Below are 15,138 nucleotides of genomic sequence, written 5' to 3' on the forward strand. Positions count from 1 at the left end.
AGTCTTGAACCGTCAGTCGTTTGCGCATGAAAGGCATGATGATGGCCGACCCCAAGGGCGCCCAAGCAAAAATCGAGCTCCCCAGTCTTCCACAAGGCGTCAGCCCCGCCACCCAACAGGAAAACAACACCCCCTGGCATCTCTTCTTCGGTGGAATGCTCGCCATCACCCTGGTCGTCTTCGCCCTGTGGTCCAAAGACTACGTAGGCAACGCCAGCTGGCTCATCCTCGGCGCCACCATCATCTTCGCCTTTTTCATGGCGTTTAACATCGGCGGCAACGACGTCGCCAACTCGTTCGGCACCTCCGTGGGCGCCGGCACACTCTCCCTCAAGCAGGCGCTCGTCATCGCCGCGATCTTCGAAGTGTCCGGCGCGGTCATCGCCGGCGGCGAGGTGACCGATACGGTCCGCTCCGGGATCGTCGACCTCAACGCGATCAGCGGACTCGACCCCCTCGAATTCGCCTACATCATGATGGCCTCCCTCCTCGGTGCCGCCACCTGGCTCCTCCTCGCCACCCGCATGGGCTGGCCCGTCTCCACCACCCACTCGATCGTGGGCGGCATCGTCGGCGCTGCCCTCGCGGTCGGCTTCATCACCGGCAAGGGCGGCTGGTCCATGGTACAATGGGGACAGGTCGGCCAAATTGCCATCTCCTGGGTGCTCTCACCCGTACTCGGCGGCATCGTCTCCTACATCCTCTTCCGTGGCATCAAGAGCTCCATCCTGAGCTACAATGAAGCCGCCGAAATTCAGCTCGAAGCCGTCCGTGCTCAAAAGAAGGAACTCAAGGCCCGCCACCGCGAACTTTTCGAGCAGATGAGCGAAAAGGATCAAAAGAGCTACACCAACGCCCTCACCCGCGACCTCGCCGCCATGCGCGAAGAAGATTGGGAAGTCGAAGACCTCGAATCCTCCTACTTCAAGGAACTCCACCAAATCCAGGTGGAGAAGGAACTCATCGAACCGCGCCGCGCCATCGAAACCTGGATCCCACTACTCGCCGCCGGCGGCTCCCTGATCATCTCCGGCATGATGCTCTTCAAGGGCCTCAAGAACCTCCACCTCGGCATGACCAACGTGGGCAACCTGCTCATCATGGGCATGATCGCGGCCGTGGTCTACATGTCGGTCTACATCTTCTCCCGCACCATGAAGAAGAAGAACCTCGAGCGCTCCACCTTCCTCCTCTTCTCCTGGATGCAGGTATTCACCGCGTCGGCCTTCGCGTTCTCGCACGGCTCGAACGACATCGCCAACGCGCTCGGCCCGTTCGTGGCCGTGCTCGACGTGCTCAAGACCGGAGCAATCGTGGAGAAGTCGACCGTGCCCGTGGCCGTCATGGTCTCGATGGGCATCGCGCTCATCGCCGGCCTGTGGTTCATCGGCCGCTACGTCATACGGACCGTCGGCTCCGGCCTCACGGAGATGCACCCGGCGTCCGGCTTCTCCGCCGAGCTGTCCGCCGCGGCCGTCGTCATGGGCGCCTCCCTGCTGGGCCTGCCCGTGTCCTCCACACACATCCTCATCGGCGCGGTGCTCGGCATCGGCATGGTCAACCGCAACACTGACTGGGGTCTCATGAAACCGATTGGCCTGGCGTGGGTGCTCACGCTGCCGGTGTCGGCGGCCATTGCGGCGGCCACGGTGTCCGTGATCCGGCTGATTTTCTAGGCCGGCAAGGGGCAACCCCATCCCTTCGTGGCCCTGCCCGGCCCGGTTGAGTGACCGCGTTTGAATTTACTGGACGAATCCGGGGCGATCTTCTTATATGAGGAGATCGCCCCGGATTCGTCCAAAATTTTTTAATGGGGCCTCTGGGAACGCGGCCGGTCGGGGGAAAAGCTATCCACGGCCAGCCCAAGAGCGCGCTGTATCCACATTTCGCCCAATCGGCGGAATCGGATTTACCGCAACAGTCCACACTTGAAGGATGTTGAACAATACCCCATCTGAACGGGGCGGGGCGCTCCGGCGGGCCGCCCCGCCCGCAACCGACGAACCCGCCTGGCTGGCAAACCCGCCAAAGTTCTTCGACCCGCCGGACTGGCACGTGCCGCCCGAGGACTGGTACCCCGAGCAGGAGAACAAGTCACCGCTGTGGACACCGCAGTCCGCTCGCAAAAAGTTTGGCCTGGTCACGCAGGCCGATCTCAAGACCATGGGCTACACCTCCCACTACGCCATTTCCAAAGCAGTCAAGGCCGGCCGGTTTCAACGCCTCAGGCATGGAGTCTATGCCCTGCCACGCGCGGATCCCGACGCGATCCGCGCGGTCAAACTCGGCGGGGCCATCGCGTGCGAAAGTGCCTGCAGGCGCTACGGCATATGGGTACCACACCAGGGCTTGCACATGGCAGTTCAGCGCAATCAGACAACATCCCGCCCGCAAGGCGTCACCATTCACAGCCAGCGCGACGCACCCAGTCTCATCCCCACTCCTCGGGAGGCGGTGGCACAAGTGCTGCGTTTTCACGATGCGGAGACCGGCCTTATGGCACTGGAGTCGGCGCTCAACAAGGGGCTGATCGAGATGGTGGAGGTGGGCAACCTGATCCAAGACCTCTCCGTCAACAAGCAGGCTGTCCTGCGGCGGGCGTCGCCATTCTCCGAGTCCGGCCTCGAGACCCGGGTGAGGCTCTTCCTCCTCTCGAACCGGGTGCACGTGCAACCACAGGTCTACATCCCGTCGGTGGGCCGAGTGGATATGGTAGCCGGCAGCTCCCTGATCCTAGAATGCAACGGCGACCTCGCCCACTCGACCAAGGAACAGCGCAACCGCGACTACATCCGGATCCAGAACGCCCGGCTACTCGGGTATGAAACGGTTTCGCTCAGCTACGCCCAGATTTTCTGGCAATGGGAGGAGACACAAGCCTATTTGCTGGCCCTCATCCGCCAACGGAGGCATCTCAAGCCGCCGATCCCACTGAGGCGTTGAAATTATCTGGACGAATCCGGGGCGATCTTCTTATATGAGGAGATCGCCCCGAATTCGTCCAAAAGTTTTTAATCGGCCGGGGCGGGTGAGGCCTCAGCAGGGGCGGGCGCCGGCTCGGCGGCGCCGGATCAGCCGGCCGAGAGGCGGCGACGCAGCTCCTCCAGGATGGGCAGGTCGGCCGGTGCCCACTCCACATCCATCAGCTCGTCGGCCCCGAGCCAGCGCACCTGCGCGTGCTCCGTCAGCCGCGGCTGACCCTCCAACCTGCACAAATACGCGTCCAGGATGACCCGGCCGAAGGAGTAGTCGTAGACTCCGCGGCCCACAAATTCCCCGACCTCCACCTCCGCCAGCAGCTCTTCGCGCACCTCGCGCGCCAGCGCCTCCCGCGGGGTCTCCCCCGGCTCGACCTTCCCGCCCGGGAACTCCCAGTACCCGGCCATGTTCTTCCCCGGCCCGCGCTGGGCCGCCAGAATCTGGGCACCGCGCCTAGCCTCGCGCCCAGCCCCCTTTCCGGCTCCCGTGCCCGCCGGGTCCGCCTCCGGGTCAGCCTCCCGCCAGAACACAGCCCCGACCACGTGAATCTCTTTCACCGTCTCCCTCTCATTCTCCGGCCCCAGCCCCCAACGGCCGGTGTCGCCGCACCCACTCGTGCTGAGCGATGGCCGCGGCGGCGGCCACGTTGAGCGAGCGCGTGGACCCAAACTGTGGGATGTACACTGCCCGCGGGCACACGGCCCGCAGCTCATCAGAGATGCCCACGGATTCTTGCCCGAACACCAGCACGGCCTTCTCGGGCAGGTCGGCGGTTTCGATGGGTTCGGTGTCGCCGGTGTTGTCCACGGCCACGAGCGTGTAGCCGACCTCCCGTGCCCAGTCCGCGAGCGCGGCCGCGTCGGGCCGGTGGTAGATGTTGAGGTACCGGTCGGTGACAAGCGCCCCGCGCCGGTTCCATTTTCTGCGCCCGACGATGTGGACGCCACCCACGTTGAATGCATTGCCTGTGCGCACGATCGACCCGATGTTGAGGTCGTGCTCGAGGTTTTCGATCGCCACATGCAGCGCCGATCTGCTCTTCTCCAGCTCGGCGTGGATCGCCTCCACGCGCCAGTAGCGGAAGCGGTCGGTGACGTTGCGCCGGTCGCCGGCGGCAAGCAACTCGGGGTCGTAACGGGGGTCGTCGGGTACCGGTTCGCCGGGGTGCTCCTCGGCCCACGGCCCGACCCCCACGATTCCCCCGATCTTCTCTCCGTTTCCCCAGGTCAGGAAGCCGTGTGGATCGTCGGTCATTTGGCCTCCCCCAGGTCAGGGGCCTCAAAGAGTGCCAGTTCCACGACGCCGTCCCCGCCCGCCGCGCCCACGTCTTCCGCTCCGGCCGCCCCAACGACGACGGCCACACCCGCCACCTTCGGTCCCTCATCCGGCCCACCAGCAGCCAGCTCCCCCGGCACCCGGGCCGAGTCAAATCCCACCACGACAACCGGCCCGTCGATCGCGGGCCGCGCCACGGCGTCGTCGATCAGGAAAGCGTCGAGGTATTGGCCGCGCGCGGCGGCGGCGTGGAGGATGGCGGTGGCGATGGCGAGCGCGAGCGGCCCCTCGCCACCGACGGCTTCGATGTTGCCGGGGCCGAGCCCGGCTTCTTCGAGTAGGTCGAGCATGGCGTGGCCGAGGAGGGGCGCGGCTTCGCGGTGGAGTGTGGCGGTGAGGGGGTCGAGTTCGCGCAGGTGGTCGGCAAGGCGCGCTTTGGGTGCGTCGTTAATGTCCATGCTCACAGCATACGACTACGGGGTGCGGAGCACGGCAACGGGGTCGCGGTGGGAGGCCCACACGGCGGGGAGGAGTCGCTTGGCTAACATGTCACTGGCCGTAATAGTACTGGGCGAGCGGCAACGCCGGGCACGCAGCGTACAGATTCCGCGCAGTCTCGCTTCCATCCACGAATCGGTTGCGGGCCGCGGGCGACCACGCGTCGCCGCTGTGCGCATCATCGAAACTGGCGATCCAGGCCTCCTTGCTGGGCGGCTCCTGGAGGAACTCCACTCCCTGAGCCTTCGCACATGGGACGAAGAAGCTGGTGTAGCACTCGTACTTGACGGCGCGTTGCTCGGGCGTTTCCTCGGGGTAGGCACGGGGTCGGGAGCGTATTCGGCGTAGCAGATCCAGAACTGCGTCCGAGTGGCGTCGCTGAGGTCTTCCCAGTGAATGCCCGGCCATCGGCCGACAGCTCGGCGGGGTATCCGGCCTCGTCAGCCCCTCGTTGCGCTGGTGGCCGGCGAGTTCCAGCTCTGAAGTCAACATTGGCACATCTGTGCCGCAGGCCACAGAGAATTTTGGGAGGCCCCGCGGTCAGGCCCCGTCACGGCCGGATAGGCCCGGCCCGGCCACCTTCCGCACGAGCGCGCGCGGCATCAGCTTCACGACGCCGGCCGCCGCCTTATAGAGAGGAGTGGGCGTGACGAGCACCCGGCCACGCCGGGCCGCCGCGAGCGCCGCGCCGACCACCTGGGCGGGCTGGGCGAAGACGACGTCGGGCCACTGGCTGGAGTCGACGTGGGAGCGTTCGTGGAACTCGGTGCGGATGAGGCCGGGGGTGACGGCGGTGGCAGTGACGCCGGTGCCGGCGAGCTCGGCGGCGAGCCCCTCGGTGAACGTGCGCACCCAGGCTTTGTGCGCCGAGTAGGTGCCTTGCGCGGTGAGGGCTGTCATGGAGGAGACGTTGATGATGGCACCGCGGCCACGGGCCTTCATGGACGCGGCCGCGGCGTGCGACAGGACGAGCACGGCCCTCACCATGACGTCCAGCCCGGCGAGCTCCCGCTCGAGCGAGCCGCCCACGAAGTCCTGCCCGAGCCCGAATCCCGCGTTGTTGACCACCAGCGCCACCGACGACGACGTTATCCGCGCCGCGACCCGACCCACGGCGTCGTGATCGGCGAGGTCGGCGGGGAGGACCTCCACGCGTACCCCGAACTCGGCGCGCAGCTGCCCCGCCACGTCCTCGAGGCAGGAGGCGTTGCGGGCGACGAGGATGAGGTCGTGGCCGGAGGCGGCGAGCTGGCGGGCGAATTCGCGGCCGAGGCCGGCGGAGGCGCCGGTGATGAGTGCGGTGGTCATGGGTTGAGTCTAGCGGGAGAAAAACTTGTCGGAGGCTCACTGTAGGCTGGGGTCATGAAGTTAGCGACATGGAATATCAACTCGGTTCGCGCCCGCGCGGACCGCGCCGTGGAGGTGCTCGCGCGCCATGACCTGGACGTGCTCGCCCTGCAGGAAATCAAATGCAAGCCTGAGCAGTTCCCCCTCGAACCCTTCCGCGAGGCGGGCTACGAGGTGGCGTTGCACGGCCTCAATCAGTGGAACGGCGTGGCAATCGTGTCGCGGGTGGGGCTGGAGGGCGTGCGCACGGCGTTCCCCGGCCAACCCGGCTTTGCCAAGGGCGCGCCCAGCGAAGGGCTGTTCATTGCCGGCGACGTCGAAGCCCGGGCTCTCGGCACCACCTGCGGCAGCACTGGGCTCAGCTCAGGCGTGGAGGTCTGGAGCCTGTACGTTCCCAACGGGCGGGCTGTTGGAGACCCTCACTATCACTACAAGCTGGCATGGCTGGCTGCGCTGAAAGACGCGATGGCCGCCCGGCTGGTGGAGGATCCGGAGGCGAAGATCGCCCTGGTCGGGGACTGGAACGTCATTCCCACCGATGCGGATGTGTGGGACACGAGCGCCACCGGCGGCCTGTACCTGAGTGAGCCGGAGCGGGAGGCGTTCTTCGCGTTCGAGCAGGCGGGATTCGTGGAGGTCACGCGGGGTCGGGTCACGAATTACACGTTCTGGGACTACCAGCAACTGCGCTTCCCCAAGAACGAGGGGATGCGGATCGACTACATCTATGCCTCACCGACCTTGGCGGGCACCGTCACCTCCGCCGCGATCGACCGGGATGAACGCAAGGGAAAGGGGGCCTCGGACCACGTGCCCGTCATCGTAGAGTTCGCGCTGTAGCGGACGTAGCTGCGCGGCCAGCGCGCTACAGCTGCACCATTTCGTCGGTGAGGACCGGCCAGTATTGGATATGCTCTTTGTCGAAGTCTTTGACGCCGAGGAAGGCGCCACCCTTGCCCTGGGACAGGTCCATATAGAAGAACGAACCAGACATTCCGAAGTGTCCCACCACGTGATGGGAGAAGTGGGGGCCGGTCCAGTGCGGCTCGAGGGGGTTACGGATGGAAAAGCCGAGCCCCCACGGGCGGTTCTGTGAGCGCCCGTACCCGGGCGTGATCCCGCCGATCCCTGGGAACTGCACCTGGAAGGCTTTTTCGGCGAGGTCGCGGGGGATGAGCGTGGGGCGCAGGATCTCGCGCCCGAAGCGGACCAGGCAGTTCGCCGCGCCCGTGCCGGAGTGGGCTATTGAGCCGACGATCCGGGCGGAGGTCATCCCGAGCGGGTCGAGTACCTCGGCCTGGATCCAGTCCTGGATCGACATGCCGATGTACTTCTCGGCCTCCTCGCCCATGACGTCGAAGCCGTAGTTGGAGTAGATGCGGCGTCGGCCGGGCTTGGCGATGGGCTCGCCGGGTTCGGCGGGCAGGCCGGAGGCGTGTGCGAGCAGGTGGCGGAACGTTGAGCCCTCTGGGCCGGCGGGGGTGTCGAGCTCGAACTTGCCCTGCGCGATCGCCACCAGGATCCCCCACGCGGCAATCGGTTTGGTCACCGACATGTATCGGTAGATCTTCGTCGGGTCGCCCACGGCAAGCTTGACGTCGTGGGCGTCGAAGGCCACGTACGTGTGCTCGAAGTCGAACTTGTCTGCGGGAAGAGGCTCGGTGATCATGCTTCCACTCTGGCACAAAGCCGGCCGCACTGCAGGCGGCAGGTGAGTTTCGGCGTCGTGAACGAAAGTGGTTACTATGGACACATGGACGAGACATCGCGGTTGAGCTCCTTGGCGGACGGCGTTCGTTTTGAACGCTCGCCCGATCCACTTCTTTCCTTGCGCACGGCCCCTGGCCCCGATTTGTACGCGCCGGGTAACCTGGGCGAGTTCGCGCGCGGCTTCAGCCCGGCCGAGGCCCGCCTTCGTCACGATGCCGCCCTGCGGGCTCACCCGTCTTTCGGCGCCGGCCTCCTCCTCGCCCCTCAAGCCCCGAGCGATCACAAGAGCCACCACACGGCGATCCTGTCGCGTAACCGTTGGGTGGCGATCGTCCTCGCTCTCCTGTTTGGCACGCTCGGCGCCCACAACTTCTACCTGGGCCGCACGAGCCGCGCGGCGGTGAACGTTCTGGTGTGGTTTGCTGGCACGCTGGGCATGACCGCCACCGGGTCGATTTTCATGATGCTACCGATCATTGCCCTCGTGTTGGTCGAGTGCTGGCAGATCGCGCGCCGCACGGGTGACTACGCCGATCTTCCCTAACCACTGACACCCCGCCCCTCCGCACCCCGCCGCGCACCGGCGCCTGCCCGGGCGCTAGGCTGGGGGCATGCATTACGACCTCCTGATCCTTGGTTCCGGTTCGGCCAACACCATCCCCGGCCCTGAATTCGCAGGCCAGCGCATCGCGCTCGTGGAAGAAGGAGTGTTCGGTGGCACGTGCCTGAACGTGGGATGCATCCCCACCAAAATGTTCGTCCACACCGCCAACGTGGCGCGCCAAGCCGCCGGCGCGGGGCACCTCGGCGTCGACCTCCGCCTCGATGGCGTGGACTGGCCCGCCATCCGCGAACGCATCTTCGGCCGTATCGACCCGATCTCCGCCGCTGGCAAGGACTACCGGGAGAATAATCCGGATAACGCCAACCTCACGCTCTACACAGGGCATGCCACGTTCGTCGCGCCAAAGACCGTGCAGATCACCCTGGCCGAGGGCTCCGAGAGCCCGGCAGGCGCAGAGGGCCAGCCCGGCGCCCGCACGATGACCGTGAGCGCGGACCGAGTGGTCGTCGCCACCGGATCGCGGCCCGCCATGCCGGACGTGGCCGGGTTGGACGGCGTCGGCTCGCTCGATAACGCGAGCATCATGCGCCTGGAGGAGCTACCCGCGTCGTTGCTCGTGCTCGGCTCGGGCTACATCGCGGCCGAGATGGCTGACGTGTTCAGCGCGTTGGGCGTGGACGTGACCGCGGTGGCACGCGGGCAGCGGATGCTGCGCCAGCTCGACTTCGACATCTCCCGCGCCTACACCAATTCGGTCGGCTACCGGCTTGTCACCGGCTTCCAGGCCACCTCCGCCGCGCGCGAGGGCGGGATGGTCCGCCTCACTGGCACGCGCGGGGGCGAGGAGATCACGCTCGAGGCCGAGCAAATCCTCGTGGCCACCGGCCGCATCCCCAACGCCGACACCCTCAACCCCGCCGCCGCAGGAATCGCCGTGGAGGGTGGGCGGATCTGCGCCGACACCTACCAGCGCGCCCTCGGCCACGACGGCCGGCCGCTCGACGGGGTCTTCACCCTCGGCGACGTCTCCTCCCCCTACATGCTCAAGCACGTCGCCAACCACGAGGCCCGCGTGGTGCGGCACAACCTGCTCCACCCCGACGCGATGATCGAGTCCGTTCACGACGCCGTCCCCGCCGCCGTCTTCTCCCACCCGCAGATCGCGACCGTGGGGATGACGGAGGAGGAGGCCCGGAAGTCGGGCAAGGATTACGTGGTGGGCGTGCAGAAGTACGCGGACATCGCCTACGGGTGGGCCATGGAGGACACCACGAACTTCTGCAAGATCATCGCCGAACGCGGCAGCACTCGGATCCTCGGCTGCCACATCATCGGCCCGCAGGCGCCCACCCTCATCCAGGTGATCGTGCAGGCGATGGCCACCGGCCAGAGTGCCGCCGACATCGCCCGCACCCAGTACTGGATCCACCCGGCGATGCCGGAGCTGGTGGAAAACGCGCTGCTGCAGGTCGTCTAGGGGCGGGCGGCCGGCTTCGGCGTCAACACCAGGCGGTGGACGGGCGTGCCCTCAACCATGGAGGTGTCGAGGTCGGCGGAATCGACCAGCACGGTGTCGCCGTCCTGCACCTGCCCGGACAGCATGAGTCGGGCCAGCTGGTCGCCGATCTCGCGCTGGATGAGCCGGCGTAGTGGGCGGGCGCCGTAGGCCGGGTCGTAGCCCTCCATGGCGAGCACCGACTTCGCCGCCTCCGTCACCTCCAGCGTGATCCGGCGCGAGGCCAGGCGTGCCATCATCTGCCCGATCTGCAGGTCCACGATCTGTGCGATCTCGGTGATGGTCAGCGGGTCGAACACGATGATGTCGTCCAGACGGTTGAGGAACTCGGGCTTGAAGTGCGCCCGCACCCCCGCCAACACCGACTCCTTGCGCGCCTGCTCATCGAGCGATTCGTCCATGAGGAACTGCGAGCCGATGTTCGAGGTGAGGATGAGGATCGTGTTGCGGAAATCCACCGTGCGGCCCTGGCCGTCAGTCAGCCGGCCGTCGTCGAGCACCTGAAGCAGGATGTCGAAGACCTCCGGGTGTGCCTTTTCCACCTCGTCCAGGAGCACCACACCGTAGGGCCGGCGCCGCACCGCCTCCGTCAGCTGGCCGCCCTCCTCGTAGCCGACGTATCCCGGAGGGGCGCCCACCAGGCGCGCCACCGAGTGCTTCTCCGAGTACTCCGACATGTCGATACGGACCATCGCCCGCTCGTCGTCGAAAAGGAAGTCCGCGAGTGCCTTCGCCAGCTCCGTCTTGCCCACGCCCGTGGGGCCGAGGAACATGAAGGAACCCGTGGGCCGGTTCGGGTCCGCGACCCCTGCCCGCGAGCGGCGCACCGCGTCCGAGATCGACACGACGGCGGCCCGCTGGCCGATCAGGCGCTCGCCGATGTGGTCCTCCATGGTGAGGAGCTTTTCGGTTTCGCCCTGCATGAGCCGGCCCACCGGGATGCCCGTCCAGGCGGCCACCACCTCAGCGATCCCGTCCGCGTCCACGCGCTCCGCGATCATCGGGGCGCTACGATCCTCGCTGCGCTCTGCCGCCTCGCCGGCCTCGATCTGCTCCATGACCTGCGGGATATCGCCGTTTTGGATGCGGCCGGCCTCCTCGTAGCGGCCCTCGCGGATCGCCTTCTCCAGCTCGGTGCGCAGCTCGTCCAGGCGCACGCGCAGCTCGCCCACCTTGTTCCGGCCGGCCTTCTCCGACTCCCAGCGGGCGTTGAGCGCGGCGAGCTCCTCCGACTTGTCGGCCAGCTCCGCCTCGATGCGATCAAGGCGATCGGCGGCCGCGGCGTCGTCGTCCTCCTCCGTATCCTCGAGGTAAGACTTTTCCATCGTAAGTCGATCCACCTGGCGCTGAAGCACGTCGATCTCCTCCGGTGAGGAGTCGAGCTCCATGCGCAAGCGGGAGGCCGCCTCGTCGACCAGGTCGATCGCCTTGTCCGGTAGCTGGCGGCCCGAGATGTAGCGGTCCGAAAGCGTAGCCGCGGCCACGAGGGCGCCGTCGGAAATCGTCACCTTGTGATGCGCCTCGTACTTGGGCGCAATGCCGCGCAGGATCGCCACCGTGTCCTCCACCGACGGCTCACCCACGTAGATCTGCTGGAAGCGGCGCTCGAGCGCCGGGTCCTTCTCGATGTGCTCGCGGTACTCGTCCAGCGTGGTGGCACCCACCAGGCGCAGCTCGCCACGGGCCAGCATCGGCTTGAGCATGTTTCCGGCATCCATCGAGGAATCCCCGCCCGCGCCGGCGCCGACCACCGTGTGGAGCTCGTCGATGAACGTGACCACCTCGCCGTCGGAATCCTTGATCTCCGCCAGCACTGCCTTGAAACGCTCCTCGAACTCGCCGCGGTACTTCGCGCCCGCGAGCATGCCCGCGATGTCCAGCGAGATGAGGCGCTTGCCGCGCAGGGATTCGGGCACGTCGCCGTCCACGATCCGCTGGGCCAGGCCCTCGACGACGGCGGTCTTGCCCACGCCCGGTTCTCCGATGAGGACGGGGTTATTCTTCGTACGGCGAGAGAGGACTTGGACGACGCGGCGGATTTCGGCGTCGCGGCCGATCACCGGGTCAAGCTTGCCGTCGCGCGCCGCGGCCGTCAGGTCCGTGCCGTACTTTTCGAGCGCCTGGAAGGTGCCCTCCGGGTCCGGGGAATCCACCTTGCGGTTGCCGCGTACCGTGGGCAGGGCGGCCATGAGCTGGTCATGCCCCGCGCCCGCAGCGCGCAGGATCTCCCCCGCCGAGCTCTGGTTCGCGGAGAGCGCGAGCAGCAGGTGCTCGGTGGAAATGTAGGAATCGCCGAGCGCGGCCGCCTCCTTGCCAGCGTCCGCCAGCACGAGCGACGTGTTGCGCGAGGCCTGCGGCTGAGCGTTCGAGCCCGTCACCCCCGGGAGAGTGGCAAGCTGGGCGCGCGTGCGCTCCGCGATGTCCGCCGGGCTGGCGCCCACCGCCTCCAAGAGCACGTTCGCGATGCCTCCCTTCTGCGCGAGCAGGGCGGCCAAGATGTGGGTTGGTTCGAGTTGCGGGTTACCCGCCTGAGTGGCAGAAGTGAGCGCGTCCGCGATCGCTTCCTGCGACTTGGTCGTGAGCTTGTCCATGAGACCTCCAAATATTCCTTCGGTTGTTGGCGGGATTCCGGGGTCTTTAACCGGCTCCGGTAGCCACCTCCAACATCAACTAAGTTGAGTGTATCGCGCTCAAGTTCGTGCGTCTAGAGGGAGGTGTCCTTTTCCCTGCCGCTTACGTCACCCCTAGACTGGAGTCATGCCAGAAGGACATTCCATCCACCGCCTCGCACTCGTGCTAACCGAGCTCTTCGCCGGGAAGGTCGTGCGCGCGAGTTCCCCGCAGGGGCGATTCGCCGCCGGCGCCGAGATCCTCGACCGTGCCCTCATCCTCCCCGCCCAAGCTTGGGGCAAGCACCTTTTCGTGCCGTTCGTGCCCGAGGACTGCGCCAACGCCACCGTCCCTTCCCTCACCGAACCAGCCCCCAACTCCCTCTGGCTCCACGTTCACCTCGGGCTGTACGGCCGGTGGGTGTTCAACGGCGATCCCGACTTCCTCTCCTCGAAGCTCCTCGGCGCTCCCCACATCCTCATCGGTGAGGCGGTGACCGAGCTTCCGGCGGCCGCGGATGTGGCCGGTACCGGATGTCCCGCGGCTGGCGAGTCGGACCCGTCCGCGGCGTCCGAACCCTGGCGCCCGCCAGCTCCCCGCGGCGCGGTCCGGCTTCGCCTCCTCACCAACCGAGGTTCGGCCGACCTGTCGGGCCCGAACCAGTGCGCCATCAAGACGGGAGCCGAGGTGGCCGCCGTCGTCGGCAAGCTCGGGCCGGACCCGCTACGTAACGCGCCCGGGGACCGCGACCTCTTCATTGAGCTCGTGCGCCGACGGCGATCGCCGGTGGGAGCGCTGGTCATGGATCAGTCAGTGGCGGCCGGACCGGGCAATATCTACCGCGCCGAGTCCCTGTTCCGCACGGGGATCCACCCGTACCGCGTGGGCGCAAGGGTCGGGGCGGGCAGGCTCGCCGACCTCTGGGACGACCTCGTGGTTCTCATGGACGACGGCCTGGTGCGCGGGACGATCCACACCGTCGATCCCGAGCTCGCACCCGCCGAGCCCCTCCCCGGCGACCCCGAGGCCTCCCGTTTCGCGGTCTACCACCGGCAGGGGCGGGCCTGCCTGCGCTGCGGGGCCACCGTGCGCGAGGCGGACATGCAGGGCCGGCGCCTGTTCTGGTGCCCGGGCTGCCAGCGCTAGCCGGGGCTCTTCACCGTGGGCGCAATTCTCCCTTTTCCTCGCTCCGACCATCCGATAAACTGCGGGTAGCCGGGGAAGCCGGCGTCACCGAAGAGAGGGGAGGACCACATGGGTATTTTTGATAAGGCCAAGGAAATGCTCAATAGCGACCAGGCAGAGGAGTACTCGGACAAGGCCCTCGACCAGGCAGAGAAGTTTGCCAAGGACAAGGCTGGCGCCGAGCACGCCAACAAGATTGAGAAGGTCCGTGACGAGCTCGATGCCCGCGTGGGCAACGAGAGCTCGAGTGCGGCTCAGTCCCCGGTTGTGGATGAGTCATAAAACCCCTTAGCCGGGTGGGGCGCTGACCAGCGGGTCAGCGCCCCACTTTTATGCCCGGGACTTTATGCGCGGGTACTCTTATGCCCGCGGGCCGAGCTCGAGTGCGGCGACGTCCAGAAGCCAGGGCTCGCGTGGGATGACCTCGGGGGCGAGGTCGGCGAGGTCGGCGTCGGCGGGCAGACCCAACGATTCGAGGAGCAGCGCGCGGACCGATCGGGGGTCCCAGCCGAAGGCGGCGAGGTCGGTGAGGGTAACGGCGCCGTCGCGCTTGGCCAGCCGCACCCCGTCGAGGTTGAGCACGAGGGGCACGTGAATGTACTCGGGGGTCTCGTAGCCGAGTAGGCGCTGAAGGTAGACCTGGCGCGGGGTGGAGGGAAGGAGATCGTCGGCGCGGACGATCTGCGTGACGCCGAAGTCCCCGTCATCCACCACAGAGACGAAGTTATAGGAGTAGGCGCCGTCGCCGCGGCGAATCACGAAGTCGTCAACGGCGCCGGTGTAGCGGCCGGCCAGCCGGTCGATGACCTCGAGCTCGTCTACCTCGGCGCGGAGTCGGTAGGCCGGGCCGCGGTACATTCCGGCGAGCTTGGCACGGCCCTCCTCACGCTCGGCCTCGGTGAGGTCACGGCACGTGCCGGCGTAGCAGCCGGGCGGCCGGTGAGGAGCGGAGGCCACGTCGGCCAGTTCGCGGCGGGTGCAATAGCACTCGTAGAGCAGGCCGCGCGCGATGAGCTCGGCGAAGATCTGCTCGTATCGGTCGATGCGGGTGGACTGGTGGAGGACGTCACCGTCCCAGTCGACGCCGATCGCGTCGAGGTCTGCGAGCTGGCGATCATAATACTGCGGCCGTGACCGATCGTCGAGGTCCTCCATGCGCATGTGAAAGCCCAGCCCCTCGCGGCGGGCAAAAGCCCAGGCCAGAAGAGCGGTTCGCAGGTTTCCCAGATGGAGATCGCCCGTGGGCGAGGGTGCATAGCGGCCGGTCACGGCGACAGTCTACCCTGCTCACACTCGGCCCGGCGCCGGGTGGGATCCCCTCCCCCAGGCGGATTGTTGACACAACTCGTGAATCTGGGGCCACCCGGGTTCCTCTAGGGATCGGTAGCCGGTATATTCACGAGTTCTGTCGGACCGGGCGCAGGGGCATGGGGTGGGCCCCGGAAGAGCAGTT

At 67.0% G+C, this 15,138-nt stretch carries 15 protein-coding genes; 7 read left to right on the forward strand and 8 right to left on the reverse strand.

The features are described from left to right. Window positions 1-26 precede the first annotated feature (26 nt). Both HMPREF3167_RS05865 and HMPREF3167_RS05870 read left to right on the forward strand, forming a co-directional pair. Window positions 27-1,676, forward strand: coding sequence for an inorganic phosphate transporter (locus tag HMPREF3167_RS05865; RefSeq protein ID WP_236698694.1), 1,650 nt, complete (start codon window positions 27-29; stop codon window positions 1,674-1,676). A gap of 259 nt (window positions 1,677-1,935) precedes the next feature. After that, window positions 1,936-2,943 carry a type IV toxin-antitoxin system AbiEi family antitoxin domain-containing protein gene (locus HMPREF3167_RS05870; RefSeq protein ID WP_070446021.1) on the forward strand — a complete coding sequence of 336 codons (1,008 nt, stop codon included), beginning with the start codon at window positions 1,936-1,938 and terminating at the stop codon, window positions 2,941-2,943. A gap of 128 nt (window positions 2,944-3,071) precedes the next feature. On the opposite strand, the gene HMPREF3167_RS05875 is transcribed toward HMPREF3167_RS05870, so the two are convergent. From HMPREF3167_RS05875 to HMPREF3167_RS05895, 5 genes are all read right to left on the reverse strand, one after another. Next, the gene (locus HMPREF3167_RS05875; RefSeq protein ID WP_082661227.1) at window positions 3,072-3,536 is read right to left on the reverse strand and encodes a (deoxy)nucleoside triphosphate pyrophosphohydrolase; all 465 of its coding nucleotides are present in this window, start codon (window positions 3,534-3,536) and stop codon (window positions 3,072-3,074) included. A 10-nt stretch (window positions 3,537-3,546) separates the two neighbouring features. Beyond that, a complete protein-coding gene (locus tag HMPREF3167_RS05880; RefSeq protein WP_070446024.1) occupies window positions 3,547-4,233 on the reverse strand; it encodes a TrmH family RNA methyltransferase in 687 nt (228 codons plus the stop codon). Then, window positions 4,230-4,712 (reverse strand): hypothetical protein, encoded by a 483-nt coding sequence (locus tag HMPREF3167_RS05885; protein WP_070446027.1) that lies wholly within the window; start codon window positions 4,710-4,712, stop codon window positions 4,230-4,232. The genes HMPREF3167_RS05880 and HMPREF3167_RS05885 overlap by 4 nt, the downstream gene beginning before the upstream one ends. 91 nt (window positions 4,713-4,803) lie before the next feature. Further along, window positions 4,804-5,244: a hypothetical protein gene (locus HMPREF3167_RS09630; protein ID WP_148132399.1), complete on the reverse strand. Its 441-nt coding sequence runs from the start codon at window positions 5,242-5,244 to the stop codon at window positions 4,804-4,806. Window positions 5,245-5,292: 48 nt separating this feature from the next. Then, the gene (locus tag HMPREF3167_RS05895; RefSeq protein WP_062614056.1) at window positions 5,293-6,060 is read right to left on the reverse strand and encodes an SDR family NAD(P)-dependent oxidoreductase; all 768 of its coding nucleotides are present in this window, start codon (window positions 6,058-6,060) and stop codon (window positions 5,293-5,295) included. A gap of 54 nt (window positions 6,061-6,114) precedes the next feature. Between HMPREF3167_RS05895 and HMPREF3167_RS05900 the strand changes: the two genes are divergently transcribed. Then, a complete protein-coding gene (locus HMPREF3167_RS05900; RefSeq protein ID WP_070446029.1) occupies window positions 6,115-6,939 on the forward strand; it encodes an exodeoxyribonuclease III in 825 nt (274 codons plus the stop codon). A 25-nt stretch (window positions 6,940-6,964) separates the two neighbouring features. Here the strand turns inward: HMPREF3167_RS05900 and HMPREF3167_RS05905 are convergent, their stop codons facing one another. After that, the gene (locus HMPREF3167_RS05905) at window positions 6,965-7,768 is read right to left on the reverse strand and encodes a serine hydrolase domain-containing protein (protein ID WP_082661228.1); all 804 of its coding nucleotides are present in this window, start codon (window positions 7,766-7,768) and stop codon (window positions 6,965-6,967) included. 84 nt (window positions 7,769-7,852) lie between these two features. Here HMPREF3167_RS05905 and HMPREF3167_RS05910 point away from each other — a divergent pair, with 84 nt between their 5' ends. Next, window positions 7,853-8,353 (forward strand): TM2 domain-containing protein, encoded by a 501-nt coding sequence (locus HMPREF3167_RS05910; RefSeq protein WP_068538564.1) that lies wholly within the window; start codon window positions 7,853-7,855, stop codon window positions 8,351-8,353. Between the two features lie 67 nt (window positions 8,354-8,420). Then, a complete protein-coding gene (locus HMPREF3167_RS05915; RefSeq protein ID WP_070446032.1) occupies window positions 8,421-9,851 on the forward strand; it encodes a mycothione reductase in 1,431 nt (476 codons plus the stop codon). Here HMPREF3167_RS05915 and clpB read toward each other — a convergent pair. Beyond that, window positions 9,848-12,481, reverse strand: coding sequence for an ATP-dependent chaperone ClpB (clpB, locus tag HMPREF3167_RS05920; RefSeq protein WP_068538562.1), 2,634 nt, complete (start codon window positions 12,479-12,481; stop codon window positions 9,848-9,850). The two genes, HMPREF3167_RS05915 and clpB, sit on opposite strands and share 4 nt — an antisense overlap. A 166-nt stretch (window positions 12,482-12,647) precedes the next feature. On the opposite strand from clpB, the gene HMPREF3167_RS05925 reads away from it, so the two are divergent. Both HMPREF3167_RS05925 and HMPREF3167_RS05930 read left to right on the forward strand, forming a co-directional pair. After that, entirely contained in the window at window positions 12,648-13,646 is a 999-nt protein-coding gene (locus tag HMPREF3167_RS05925) for an Fpg/Nei family DNA glycosylase (RefSeq protein WP_070446035.1), read from the forward strand. Between the two features lie 108 nt (window positions 13,647-13,754). Next, window positions 13,755-13,967: an antitoxin gene (locus tag HMPREF3167_RS05930; protein ID WP_062614062.1), complete on the forward strand. Its 213-nt coding sequence runs from the start codon at window positions 13,755-13,757 to the stop codon at window positions 13,965-13,967. Between the two features lie 78 nt (window positions 13,968-14,045). Here the strand turns inward: HMPREF3167_RS05930 and gluQRS are convergent, their stop codons facing one another. Beyond that, a complete protein-coding gene (gluQRS, locus tag HMPREF3167_RS05935) occupies window positions 14,046-14,954 on the reverse strand; it encodes a tRNA glutamyl-Q(34) synthetase GluQRS (protein WP_068538561.1) in 909 nt (302 codons plus the stop codon). Window positions 14,955-15,138 lie beyond the last annotated feature (184 nt).

It is taken from the genome of Trueperella sp. HMSC08B05, from assembly GCF_001808405.1.
GTDB lineage: Bacteria > Actinomycetota > Actinomycetes > Actinomycetales > Actinomycetaceae > Trueperella > Trueperella bernardiae.

Bases quoted from the DNA above. Each gene is read 5' to 3' on its own strand.
- HMPREF3167_RS05865 (WP_236698694.1), top strand. From the start codon at position 27: ATGAAAGGCATGATGATGGCCGACCCCAAGGGCGCCCAAGCAAAAATC.
- HMPREF3167_RS05930 (WP_062614062.1), top strand. From the start codon at position 13,755: ATGGGTATTTTTGATAAGGCCAAGGAAATGCTCAATAGCGACCAGGCA.
- HMPREF3167_RS05870 (WP_070446021.1), top strand. From the start codon at position 1,936: ATGTTGAACAATACCCCATCTGAACGGGGCGGGGCGCTCCGGCGGGCC.
- HMPREF3167_RS05925 (WP_070446035.1), top strand. From the start codon at position 12,648: ATGCCAGAAGGACATTCCATCCACCGCCTCGCACTCGTGCTAACCGAG.
- HMPREF3167_RS09630 (WP_148132399.1), bottom strand. From the start codon at position 5,244: ATGTTGACTTCAGAGCTGGAACTCGCCGGCCACCAGCGCAACGAGGGG.
- HMPREF3167_RS05885 (WP_070446027.1), bottom strand. From the start codon at position 4,712: ATGGACATTAACGACGCACCCAAAGCGCGCCTTGCCGACCACCTGCGC.
- HMPREF3167_RS05895 (WP_062614056.1), bottom strand. From the start codon at position 6,060: ATGACCACCGCACTCATCACCGGCGCCTCCGCCGGCCTCGGCCGCGAA.
- HMPREF3167_RS05900 (WP_070446029.1), top strand. From the start codon at position 6,115: ATGAAGTTAGCGACATGGAATATCAACTCGGTTCGCGCCCGCGCGGAC.
- HMPREF3167_RS05905 (WP_082661228.1), bottom strand. From the start codon at position 7,768: ATGATCACCGAGCCTCTTCCCGCAGACAAGTTCGACTTCGAGCACACG.
- HMPREF3167_RS05910 (WP_068538564.1), top strand. From the start codon at position 7,853: ATGGACGAGACATCGCGGTTGAGCTCCTTGGCGGACGGCGTTCGTTTT.
- clpB (WP_068538562.1), bottom strand. From the start codon at position 12,481: ATGGACAAGCTCACGACCAAGTCGCAGGAAGCGATCGCGGACGCGCTC.
- HMPREF3167_RS05915 (WP_070446032.1), top strand. From the start codon at position 8,421: ATGCATTACGACCTCCTGATCCTTGGTTCCGGTTCGGCCAACACCATC.
- HMPREF3167_RS05880 (WP_070446024.1), bottom strand. From the start codon at position 4,233: ATGACCGACGATCCACACGGCTTCCTGACCTGGGGAAACGGAGAGAAG.